Origin of the sequence: Devosia sp. (assembly GCF_028290645.1) — a bacterium.
Taxonomy (GTDB): Bacteria; Pseudomonadota; Alphaproteobacteria; order Rhizobiales; family Devosiaceae; genus Devosia_A.
Genome location: NZ_JAQGJL010000317.1, coordinates 1 through 11,711, shown reverse-complemented (window position 1 = coordinate 11,711; position 11,711 = coordinate 1). Strand labels below are relative to the sequence as shown.

At 65.9% G+C, this 11,711-nt stretch carries 10 protein-coding genes; 8 read left to right on the top strand and 2 right to left on the bottom strand.

What is annotated here, in order from left to right; all coding sequences use genetic code 11:
* The 3 genes from JWQ89_RS17140 to JWQ89_RS17130 all read left to right on the top strand — a co-directional run.
* Positions 1-647: branched-chain amino acid ABC transporter permease (locus JWQ89_RS17140; RefSeq protein ID WP_299642942.1), on the top strand; the 647-nt coding region annotated here is incomplete at its 5' end.
* Positions 648-730: 83 nt separating this feature from the next.
* Positions 731-1,264 carry an MbcA/ParS/Xre antitoxin family protein gene (locus JWQ89_RS17135; protein WP_299642940.1) on the top strand — a complete coding sequence of 178 codons (534 nt, stop codon included), beginning with the start codon at positions 731-733 and terminating at the stop codon, positions 1,262-1,264.
* Positions 1,261-1,935: an RES family NAD+ phosphorylase gene (locus tag JWQ89_RS17130; protein ID WP_299642944.1), complete on the top strand. Its 675-nt coding sequence runs from the start codon at positions 1,261-1,263 to the stop codon at positions 1,933-1,935. Before JWQ89_RS17135 ends, JWQ89_RS17130 begins: the two co-directional genes overlap by 4 nt.
* Positions 1,936-2,472: 537 nt before the next feature.
* Here the strand turns inward: JWQ89_RS17130 and JWQ89_RS17125 are convergent.
* On the bottom strand, positions 2,473-3,681 hold the full coding sequence (locus JWQ89_RS17125) for an ABC transporter substrate-binding protein (protein ID WP_299642939.1): 1,209 nt from the start codon (positions 3,679-3,681) through the stop codon (positions 2,473-2,475).
* 228 nt (positions 3,682-3,909) lie between these two features.
* On the opposite strand from JWQ89_RS17125, the gene JWQ89_RS17120 reads away from it, so the two are divergent.
* The 4 genes from JWQ89_RS17120 to pyc all read left to right on the top strand — a co-directional run bounded on the left by JWQ89_RS17120 (position 3,910) and on the right by pyc (position 10,755).
* A complete protein-coding gene (locus tag JWQ89_RS17120; protein WP_299642938.1) occupies positions 3,910-4,989 on the top strand; it encodes a glycine betaine ABC transporter substrate-binding protein in 1,080 nt (359 codons plus the stop codon).
* A gap of 218 nt (positions 4,990-5,207) precedes the next feature.
* Positions 5,208-6,719, top strand: a complete 1,512-nt coding sequence (locus JWQ89_RS17115) for a bifunctional diguanylate cyclase/phosphodiesterase (protein ID WP_299642937.1) — start codon at positions 5,208-5,210, stop codon at positions 6,717-6,719.
* Positions 6,720-6,831: 112 nt separating this feature from the next.
* On the top strand, positions 6,832-7,242 hold the full coding sequence (locus JWQ89_RS17110) for a TIGR01244 family sulfur transferase (RefSeq protein ID WP_299642935.1): 411 nt from the start codon (positions 6,832-6,834) through the stop codon (positions 7,240-7,242).
* A gap of 72 nt (positions 7,243-7,314) precedes the next feature.
* Positions 7,315-10,755, top strand: coding sequence for a pyruvate carboxylase (pyc, locus tag JWQ89_RS17105; RefSeq protein ID WP_299642933.1), 3,441 nt, complete (start codon positions 7,315-7,317; stop codon positions 10,753-10,755).
* Between the two features lie 6 nt (positions 10,756-10,761).
* Here the strand turns inward: pyc and JWQ89_RS17100 are convergent, their stop codons facing one another.
* Entirely contained in the window at positions 10,762-11,067 is a 306-nt protein-coding gene (locus JWQ89_RS17100) for a YkvA family protein (RefSeq protein ID WP_299642931.1), read from the bottom strand.
* A gap of 120 nt (positions 11,068-11,187) precedes the next feature.
* Between JWQ89_RS17100 and JWQ89_RS17095 the strand changes: the two genes are divergently transcribed.
* A partial coding sequence (locus tag JWQ89_RS17095) for a flavodoxin-dependent (E)-4-hydroxy-3-methylbut-2-enyl-diphosphate synthase (protein WP_299642929.1) occupies positions 11,188-11,711 on the top strand: 524 nt, incomplete at its 3' end.

The following is an 11,711-nucleotide window of genomic DNA, read 5'->3' as shown; positions in this document are numbered from 1 at the left end:
GCGGCACGCTGACCGTGTCGCCGATCAATTGGCCGCTGCCAAAACCCGAGGATTACCAGGCGATGGGCGTCGAGCAGACGCTGTCGCTGATCTATGGCCGCGGCGGGTTCTTGATCCTCGTCCTCGTCGTGCTGGCCGCCGTGTTCTTCCTGATCCAGCGCGCCTATGGCGGGCCGTGGGGCCGGATGATGCGGGCGATCCGCGACAACCACATCGCGGCCGCCTCGATGGGCAAGAACGTCACCCGCCGGCAGCTCGAGATTTTCGTGCTCGGCTCGGTGCTGATGGGGATCGGCGGGGCCATGCTGGTGTCGTTCCAGCAGATTTACGACCCGGGCGCCTACCAGCCGATCAACCACACCTTCCTCATCTGGGTGATGGTGATCGTGGGCGGCGCCGGCAATAACTGGGGCGCAGTGTTCGGGGCGCTCCTCATCTACTTGACCTGGATGATCTCCGATCCCGTGTCGCAATGGCTGTTCAACGGCATCTCCAACTGGTCCACCGACATGGGCTGGGGCGCCATCCCCGAAATCCAGTCGCGCGCCAGCCAGATGCGCGTCCTGGTGCTCGGTGTGGTGATCACCATCGCGCTTCGCTATGCGCCGCGCGGGCTGATCCCCGAGGTGGTGAAGCGCGAGGTCTGACCTGTCCAAATCTGGACAGCCGTATTGTCATCCGTCCCAATTTGGACTATGTCTAGTTTGGCACCAAGTCGGAGAGACAGGTCATGCTCGGGTTCAAGGAACAGCCGCAGGCGGGGTTCGTACCCGCCGCATTGGGGGAAATCCTCGATTTCAGCAGGTTTTCGACGCCCAACCGGCGGCGGTTGAGCGGGCCGGCACTGCGCACGTTCCTCGCCATCGCCGACCGCTGGGCCCTTACTGAGGAGCAGCGCCGGCTTGTGCTCGGCTATCCGTCGCGCTCGACCTACCATCACTGGGCCAAGCTCGCGCGCGAGCAGCAGCCCTTCACTCTGGATGTCGATGCGCTGATCCGCATCTCGGCCGTGTTCGGCATCCACCAGGCGCTGGGCGTCTTGTTCGCCGACGAGGCCGACGGGATACGCTGGCTGAAGGGTCCCCATATGGCGCCGGTGTTCGGCGGCCAGCCGCCATTGGCGCTGGTCACTTCGGGCACGCAGGACGGCCTGATGGCGGTACGGCGCTTCCTCGATGCGGCGCGCGGCGGGCTCTACATGCCCCCAAACGCGCTCGACGCCGCGTTCACCCCTTACGAAGACAGCGACATCGTCATCAGCTGATGCAGTCGCCTGCACCGCAGCCGACGCACCGGCTGATCCCCTCGCGCTTCCCGCCGATCGGGCTGTTCGACACCGTCGCCACCACCGCCGACGCCGCAGCGGTGATGGAGCTCGCGGGCTGGACCAATGACCGGGTGGTGAAGGAGCGGCTGGCGCGCCTGCCGCCGGGCGAGTGGGTGTTCGGCCGACCGAACTCCAGCATCATCATGGCGGCGTTTCTCCATGCCGCGCCGGGGGGAGGGCGGTTCAACGGGCCCGAGCTCGGCGCGTGGTACGCGTCGGCCGCCCCGGCCACCGCTATCGCCGAGGTGGGGCATCATCTCAGGCGCGAGGCACTGGCGCGGGGCCTGGAGGCGATGCAGCGGGTCTATCGCAGCTATTCGTCCCGGCTCGACGGTAGCTATCGCGATATCCGCGGCGACGCGCCGGAACTGCACGCCCCTGACAATTACGCCGCCGGGCAGGTGTTCGGAGAGGGACTGCGGGCCACCGGCGAGGACGGCGTGCTCTACGACAGCGTACGGCACAGGGGCGGCAGCAATGCCTGCGCGTACCGGCCGAGCAAGGTGCTCGACGTGACCCAGGCGGAGCATTTGGAGATCTCCGTCCGCACCGGTGAGAAGCGCATCGAGGCCAGGCGGCTGGCGACGTTCCACGATGTGCCCGACTGAACAGACGGCCCCTCCCCAGCCCTCCCCGCGAAGGGAGGGGCAGGCTGGTGCTTGGTCGTGATCGCGCCGCAAACTGGATGGGGCAACTCGCCCTTCATGGGGGAGGATGGGAGGGGCCGTCCGCCTCACTCAGGAATCCTATCCCCGCGTGATTCGCCCGTGGTAATCTCCCCTCACCTTTCCGATGCGAGGTGCCGACGGGGCATCGCGGGGAGGGTTCGGGCCAGGGGGAGGCCGCTTCCCCTGGGGTTTGGTGAAAGCGTACGCTTTGCGCACCACCGAGCCAAAAACCGTACGCAATTGGGCGGGGCAAGAGTCCCAACCTTATACAGTTCGCGGCACGACCCGCACCGGGACAAAGTCCCGCCCATGCCGCTTCAAGAAGCGGCAAGAAATGCAGGAAAACCGCGATGGCCCAGGCCAGTCGGGCGTGTCGGCACGTCCGCACCCCCGGTCGCCCATACGAAAAAGGGCCCGGGATCGCTCCCGGGCCCTTGATGCGCTTCCAGCTCCGGCCGACGCCGGACGGGCGATCCCTTACTCGATCGCGCCCTTCTCGACGAACTTGCCGTCTTCCACGGCGAGCTCGACGATGATGCCGTCGACGTCGCCGGCCTTGTCGAAGTCGGCCGGGCCGCCGGCGCCGTCATAGTCGATGTCGGTGCCGGCCTTGATCAGCTCGACAGCCTTGGACCATTCGCCGGGCAGGATCTTCTCGCCCGGAGCAGAAGCGACGTCACGCACGGCGGCCGCAAGGCCTTCGCGCTTGGCCGAGCCGTTCTTCTCGACCGCGAGGGCGAGGATGAAAGCGGCGTCATAGGCCTGCGGCGCGTAGGTCGCGGCAGGGTCCTGGCCGGCGTCGGTGGCGAGCTTCTTGTAGACCTCGGCCGATTCACCGGTATAGGCGCCGGCGCGGGTGGCAATGATCTTGCCGTTGACCGCTTCCGGCGGCAGGCCGGTCACGAGGCCGTCGCCGACCATGCCGTCACCACCGACGTAGGCGGTGAACTCGCCGCCTTCGATGGCCTGCTGCAGCACCGTCTTGCCCGAGCCCGAAGCGTAGGCGAGGATCACGAGGTTCTGCGAGCCGCCCGACGAGAGCTGGCCGAGTTCGGCGCGATAGTCCGCCTTGCCGTCTTCATGCGCGACGTTGGCCGAAACCGTGCCGCCATTGGCGGTGAAGGTCTGGACGAACACGTCGGCGAGACCCTTGCCGTAGTCGTTGTTCACGTAGGTGACGGCAACGTCCTTGAGGCCCTTGGAGAGCAGCAGTTCGGCCAGCTTCACGCCCTGGAACGCATCGGACGGGGTGGTGCGGAAGACGAGGTCGTTGTCCTCGAGCGTGGTGAGCGCCGGAGCCGAGGCCGACGGCGAGATCTGGACGACGCCGCCCGGAATGCCTGCGGCGGTGGCGGCGCCGATGGTGGCGCCGGTGCAGAAGGCGCCGACCATGGCGGTTACCTGGTCGGTGTTGACCAGCTTGTCGGCGGCGGGGCCGGCAACCGACGGGTCACAGGCCGAGTCACCGGTGACGGAGACGATCTTGCCGCCGCCGAGGATACCGCCCTGGGCGTTGACCTCGTCGAAGGCCAGCTGTGCGCCGGCGACGATCGGGGGCGCCAGGGATTCGATCGGCCCGGTCAGGTCACCGAGGATGCCCAGTTTCACGTCTTCGGCGAGCGCCGGAACAGCGAGACCGAGCACGGTCGCCGCGACGGCCAGGCCAAGGAGATTGGATTTCTTCATGATTTCCCTCTGTACAGTCACCCCGCCGTGCGCCGTTGTTACCGGCCATTCCGTCGAGGCAACAATCAATGGGGGCACAACCCGCGCCCCGCTGCGCGCGATATTGCATATTTCGCAAAGGCGAGTCATCCGCTTTTGATCAAGTGGTAAAAGCTCCCGGGAGCATTTGTCTTCGCGCACCGCGGCCCTATAAGTTCGGCCAGCAAACTCGCTCCCGCTTCCGGTCCGATGACAAAGCTGTTCGGCTATATCTCAGTTCTCGTCGTCGCGCTCGTCATGGCGAGCGCCGCGGCCCAGGAGTCGATCCAGACGCTGGAGCCACCGGCCGAGGGGGTTGCGCCGGATGCGGTGATCGGCGAGGGGCCGCCGGCCCCTCCGCCGCCGCCCTGCGGCACGCAGCAGGTGGCGATCGCGCGGATGGCCTGGCCGTCATCGGCGATCCTCGCCGAAATCCATTCGCGGCTTTTGACGGCCAACTATCTCTGCAACGTCGCGGTGCAGGAAGGCGACCTCGCCGCCACCGGCTCGGCGATGGGGGCGACCGGCCAGCCGGCTGTGGCGCCCGAACTGTGGATCGGGCGCATCGCCGATATCTGGAATGCGGCGATGAAGGGCCAGAAGGTGCGCCAGGCCGGGACGCCCTATGCCGAGACGGTTTTCGAGGGCTGGTTCGTGCCCGAATATGCCGCGACGCAATGGCCCGAGGTGACGACGATCGAGGGGCTGAAGGCGCATGCGGCCGATTTCGGCGACGGCAACGGGCGCGGCAAGTTCATTTCGTGCCCGATCGACTGGGGCTGCGCCGTGGTCAACCGCAACATGCTGCGCGCCTACGGGCTCGACCAGAGTTTCGACATCGTCGAGCCGGCCAACCGGTTCGAACTCGATGCGTTGATCGCCGAGGCGGTGGGGCGTAGGGAGCCGATCCTCTTCTATTACTGGCAGCCCAACGCCGTGCTGGCACAGTTCGCCTTCAAGCCGGTGGCGCTGGCCGCCTACGACCGCGAGGCGTTCCTCTGCCTCGGCCGCGCCGCCTGCGCCTCGCCGGCCCCGACCGGCTTCGCCCCGGACCCGGTGGTGATCGCGCTGGCCGAGTGGGTCTATCTCGATGCGCCGCAGGTCGCGGCCTATTTCGGCCGGGCGCGGATGCCGTTCGAGGAGATGAACCGGATGCTGCAGCAACTTGGTGAGGCCGGCGAGACGGTCGAGACCGTCGCCGACCGGTTCGTCGCCGAGCGTGGCGAGATCTGGCGTCCATGGGTCGGCCTGCCGGTCGAGCAGCCGGTCCCGGCGGCACCGGCGCAATAGAGCGGCAACGCTTCGTTATCCACACTCCAACAGGCCGGCAGCGCTGTTGCCGAGCCGTCATATCGCGGTCCTATGGTTTGGTGTCATGGCGACGCGCAGCCGGCTTAGGCGCTTGTTTTCGCTGTCATAATTTACCGATGTTAGGGTTTCGGAAAGCTCCGTGGCGGAGTGTGCGACACCCTACCGCCGACCTTGGGGCAATGGAGCTCGTCCAGATTTTGCGACGCCAAGCATCACTCGAGCAGGTCATCGGCACCTACCGGCTGGTTTTCATCGGCGTCGCGGCCCTTGTGCTTGCGATGGGAGTCATCTCGGCCCTTGGCTTCCTCTACTACGAGTCAGATGCCCGCGCGCCCGAACTGCTGGCGGCGCGCGTCGCGGCCGGCGCCACGCTCCTACTGCTGCTGCGCTGGGGATTTGTGCGGCTGAAGCAGGAATTGCAGCGGGCGGCCGACGAGCAGCGGCGGCTGCTCGATTTCGCCTATCAGGACGCGCTGACCGGTGCCCACACGCGCTCGTATTTCTTCAGTGCGCTGCGGGAAAACCTCCACGGGAACGACCGGCCGGTCGCCTACATGCAGATCGACATGGATAACCTCAAGGTGCTCAACGATTCGCAGGGCCATGCGGCCGGCGATTCGGCCCTTGTGCACCTCGTGAAGACGCTCAAGACGCTGATGCCCGACGCGCTGATCGGGCGTCTGGGCGGCGACGAATTCGGCATCGTGCTGGTAGGGCAGGACAGCAAGCCGGCACTGGTGCGGCTTGGGGACAGGATACTCCAGACCCTTGGCCAGCCGATCAGCATCGAGGGTCGGCCGATCCGGCTGTCGGCAACGATCGGCGTGGCGCTCTGGCCGCAGGACGCAGCGGAAGCGGACGAACTGATCTCCAAGGCGGATCTGGCGCTCTACAAGGGCAAGAAGCAGGGCCGTGCCTCGACGGTGGCTTTCGAGTCCGAACTGATGGCCGACGAGCGGCACAAGCGCTTCGTCGAGCGCGATCTCAGGGCGGCGATCCTCCTCAACGAGCTCGAACTGCACTATCAGCCGATCTTTGCCGCCGATGGCGTTACCCGGCTCAGCTACGAAGCGCTGGTGCGCTGGCAGCACCCGGTACGGGGCAGGGTGCCGCCATGCGATTTCATCGGCATCGCCGAGCAGTCCGACCTGATCGACAAGCTCGGGGACTGGGTGCTCCGCCGTGCCTGCGCCGATCTCGGCCGACTGGGGACACCCAATGTCGGCATCAACGTCTCGGTGGTGCAGCTCAGGCGTGGCGATCTCGCCGAGCGCTTCACTGCGATCCTCAAGAATACCGGGACCAAAGGCAGCCAGATCGTCATCGAGATCACTGAATCGCTGCCGCTGCAGCCGGGGACGGTAGAGCTCGACAATATCGACACCCTGCGCGCCCTTGGCGTCCGGGTAGCGATCGATGATTTCGGGACCGGCTTTGCGAGCCTCGAATACCTGCGCGGCTTCCCGTTCGATATCATCAAGATCGACCGCTCCAATGTGATGAACCTGCCAGGGAGCCGGATCGACGGCCTGATCGTTTCGGCCATCTCGAAAATCGCCCGCTCGCTCAAGGTCGAGGTGATCGCCGAAGGGGTAGAGACCGAGGCGCAGTTGCTCTTCCTGCAGCGAGTCGGGGTCACGGCCTTGCAAGGCTACCTACTGGCGCGCCCTGAGCCGCTGGCGATGCCGCGGCTCGCCAGCGCCGCCTAGCCCAAAGTCGTGAGACTTAGGGCGGCGATGGCGTGCCTTGCCTCTCCGATATGCCGAAGTCTATAAGGGTCCCGGGAAGACCTCGGCTTTATCGGAGTGATGTGATTTGGACGTGAAGCGGATCAACGACCACGTGAGCGTGTCCCCGCAGATCAGCCCGGAAGATATACCGGCCATCAAGGCCCAAGGGTTCGTCGCCATCATCAATAACCGGCCGGACGGGGAATCTCCGGACCAGCCATCGGGCGCGACGATCGAACAGGCGGCGCATGCCGCCGGACTCGCCTACCACTTCATCCCGCTCGGCCGCGAAGGGGTGAGCCCCGAAATGGTTGCAGAGACCAAGGAGGTGCTCGAGGGGAGCACCGGCCCGGTATTCTGCTACTGCCGCTCCGGCACGCGTTCGACGACCCTGTGGGCGTTGAGCCAGGCGGGAAAGGCGCCCGCTTCCGAGATCATCTCGGCGGCGGCGCATGCCGGCTACGACATGTCCCATCTCGCGGGCCATCTGAGCCAGAAATAAAGGCCCCGACGGGCCTTAGACTACCCTTGCCGGCACAAACGTGCCCCGCCCCCTCCTGCTCGGGTTAAATCCATGCCGATCAAGAAGATCCTTGTCGCCAACCGCAGCGAAATCGCCATCCGGGTGTTTCGCGCCGCCAACGAACTGAACATCAAGACGGTCGCCTGCTATGCCGAAGAGGACAAGCTGGCGCTGCATCGGTTCAAGGCCGACGAAGCCTACCTGATCGGCAAGGGCAAGGGCCCGGTCGAGGCGTACCTGCAGATCGACGAATACATCCGCGTCGCCCGCATCTCCGGCGCCGATGCGATCCATCCAGGTTATGGCCTCCTATCCGAGAGCCCCGAATTCGCCGATGCCTGCGAGGACGCCGGGATCATCTTCATCGGTCCGCGGGCCCAGACGATGCGCGATCTCGGCAACAAGGTGGCGGCGCGCAACATGGCGATCGCCTCGGAGGTGCCGGTGGTGCCGGCGACTGAGGCGCTCCCCGAGGACATGAACGAAGTCAAGCGCATGGCCGCCGAGATCGGCTATCCGCTAATGCTGAAGGCGAGCTGGGGCGGCGGTGGCCGCGGCATGCGCCGGATCATGGACGAGTCGACGCTGATCTCCGAAGTCTCGGAAGGCAAACGCGAGGCAAAGGCGGCGTTCGGCAAGGACGAGATGTATCTCGAAAAGCTGATCGAGCGGGCCCGCCATGTCGAGGTGCAGCTGATCGGCGACGACCACGGCAACCTCGTCCACCTGTTCGAGCGCGACTGCTCGGTACAGCGCCGCAACCAGAAGGTGGTGGAGCGGGCGCCTGCGCCGTATCTGAGCCAACAGGTGCGCGATGAGCTGACAGGTGCCGCCATCCGGCTCGGCAAGGCGGCGAACTATCGTGGCGCCGGCACGGTCGAGTTCCTGCTCGATGCGGACACCGACAAGTTCTATTTCATCGAAGTAAACCCGCGCATCCAGGTCGAGCATACGGTCACCGAGCAGGTGACCGGCATCGACATCGTCAAGGCGCAGATTCGGCTCCTCGAGGGCGCGGTGATCGGCACGCCGCAATCGGGCGTGCCGCTGCAGGGCGATATCCGGCTCAACGGCAACGCCATCCAGTGCCGCGTCACCACCGAGGACCCGGAGCAGAACTTCATTCCGGACTATGGCCGCATAACTGCCTATCGCGAGGCGACCGGCTTCGGCGTCCGGCTTGACGGCGGCACCGCTTATGCCGGCGCGATCATCACCCGGTTCTACGATCCGCTGCTCGAGAAGATCACCTGCTGGGCGCCGACCCCCGAGGAGGCGATCGCCCGCATGCATCGGGCGCTGCGCGAGTTCCGTATCCGCGGCGTCGCCACCAACCTGGCGTTCCTCGAAAACATCATCACTCACCCAGATTTCATCAACAACCGCTACACCACGCGCTTCATCGACACGACGCCCGCTCTGTTCGACTTCAAGCGCCGGCAGGATCGGGCGACGAAGCTTTTGACCTATATCGCCGACGTGACCGTCAACGGGCACCCGGAAGTGCGCGATCGGCCACGGCCGCCGGCCGATGCGATCGAGCCGGTGGTGCCCGAATACGAGCCGCTGATCGTCGTCGAGGGCACGAGGCAGATCCTCGATCGCGACGGCCCGAAGGGGCTGGCGCGCTGGATGAAGGCGCAGACCGAGGTGCTGTTCACCGACACCACGATGCGCGATGCGCACCAGTCGCTGCTGGCGACACGCATGCGTTCGTTCGACATCACCCGCATCGCCCAGGCCTATAGCCGCGGGCTGCCGAACCTGTTCTCGCTCGAATGCTGGGGCGGCGCGACCTTCGACGTCGCGATGCGGTTCCTCAACGAGGACCCATGGGAGAGGCTTGCCGCCGTCCGCGAAGGCGCCCCGAACATCCTGACGCAGATGCTGCTGCGCGGCAGCAATGGCGTCGGCTACACTAACTACCCGGACAACGTGGTGAAGTTCTTCGTCCGCGAGGCAGCGAAGGGCGGGGTCGACGTGTTCCGCGTGTTTGACTGCCTCAACTGGGTCGAGAACATGCGTGTCTCGATCGATGCGGTGATCGAGGCCGACAAGGTGGCCGAGGGCGCCATCTGCTATACCGGCGACGTGCTCGACCCGAACCGCGCGAAGTACGATTTAAAGTACTATGTCGGGCTGGCCAAGGAGCTCGAAGCTGCCGGGGCGCATGTGCTGGGCCTCAAGGACATGGCCGGGCTGCTGAAGCCGGCAGCGGCCAAGAAGCTCATCGAGACGCTGAAGTCGGAAATCGGCCTCCCCATCCACCTCCATACGCACGACACCTCGGGCGCCTCGGCGGCGACGATTATCGCTGCGGTCGAGGCCGGGGTCGATGCGGTCGACGCGGCGATGGATGCGCTCAGCGGCACCACCTCGCAGCCGACGCTGGGCTCGCTGGTCGCGGCGCTGAAGGACGGCCCGCGCGATCCCAGGCTCGACACCCGCGCCATCCGCGAGCTGTCTTTCTACTGGGAAGCGGTGCGCACGCAGTACCGCGCCTTCGAGAGCGACCTGCGCTCGGGCGCATCCGAAGTGTACCTCCACGAAATGCCCGGCGGGCAGTTCACCAACCTCAAGGAGCAGGCGCGTTCGCTCGGGCTCGAAAGCCGCTGGCACCAGGTGGCGCAGACCTATGCCGACGTGAACCAGATGTTCGGGGACATCGTGAAGGTGACGCCGAGCTCGAAGGTGGTTGGCGACATGGCGCTGGCCATGGTGTCGGCCGGGCTGACCCGAGCCGATGTCGAAGACCCGAACCGCGATATCGCGTTCCCGGACTCGGTGGTCGGCTTCTTCGCCGGCGATCTTGGCCAGCCGCCGGGCGGCTTCCCGCCGGCGCTGCAGAAGAAGGTGCTGAAGGGCAAGAAGCCGCTGACCGAGCGGCCCGGCTCCTATCTCAAGGACGTGGACCTCGAGGCTGAGCGCGCCAAAATCGCCAAGGAAGCCGGCGAGGACATCGACGACAAGCGCCTCGCCTCCTACCTAATGTACCCCAAGGTGTTCTCGGATTTCCTCAAGACCCAGGACAAGTACGGCCCAACCGCGGCGCTGCCGACGCCGGTCTATTTCTACGGTCTCGAGCAGGGGGAGGAACTGCTCGTCGATATCGAGAAGGGCAAGACCCTGGTGTTGCAGTATCTGGGCCGCGCCGAGACCAACGAGAAGGGCCAGGTCCGGGTCTTCTTCGACCTCAACGGCCAGCCTCGCACCATCACCGTGCCGGATCGCCTCAAGGTCGGCGAGGTGCAGGTGCGCGCCAAGGCTGCGCTGGGCGACGCTAAGCAGGTCGGCGCGCCGATGCCGGGCGTGATCTCGGGGCTATTGGTCAAGGTCGGCGACAAGGTTTCCGCCGGTGATGTGCTGCTGTCGATCGAAGCGATGAAGATGGAGACCGCGATCCACGCAGAAGCCGACGGCGTCGTCGCCGACGTCACCGTGCGGCCGGGCGACCAGATCGACGCCAAGGACCTGCTGGTGCGGTTCGAGTAGCGGCGCCTAACGGCGCCGCGCCGTCCCCTCGATGACCTTGCTGCCATCGGGTGCGGTCCAGACCTTCATCGGCTGGGGCAGCAGGCGGACGATGAAGCCGACGAGCAGCGGCACGACGACGAAATCGTCGACCCAGCCCAGCACCGGGATGAAGTCGGGGACCAGGTCGATGGGGCTCAGGAGGTAAGCCGGCACCAGCAGCATCAGTGCCTTCAGGTGCACCGGCGTCTCTGGCGCCACGAAGGCGCGCCACAGCGTGCCGAGTTCCTTGCGGAAGGTGAGGAAGCGGGCGAGGAGCGAGAACCTGTTCATCGGTTTCAAATGGGACCGGTCATGTTCAGCTTCAAGACCGGCCTCGCTGCAATCGGTCACGCAATCGTAACATTGCGCCGCCAACGTCAAAGGCATATCTGCTCGGCAACGAGGTGAGAAATGAGCATCTTCCCGCGCCGGCAGTCGGTTGGGGTGAATATCGGTGGCGTGATGGTGGGCGGCAGTGCACCGGTCGTCGTGCAGTCGATGACCAATACCGATACCGCCGACATCGAAGCGACGGTGAAGCAGGTGGCGCAGCTGTGGCGCGCCGGCTCGGAACTGGTGCGCATCACGGTAGACCGTGACGAGTCGGCAGCAGCAGTGCCACACATCCGCGACAAGCTCCGGGCGCGCGGCGTTACCGTGCCGCTGATCGGCGATTTCCACTATATCGGCCACAAGCTCCTCACCGACCATCCGGCCGCCGCCGAGGCGCTGGCGAAATACCGGATCAACCCGGGCAATGTCGGCTTCAAGGCCAAGCGGGACACGCAGTTCTCGACGCTGATCGAACTGGCCATGCGCTGCGACAAGCCGGTCCGCATCGGGGTCAACTGGGGCTCGCTCGACGAAGAGCTGCTCACCCGCCTGATGGACGAGAACTCGGCCTCCGCCACCCCGGCCAGCGCCGCCGCGGTGCA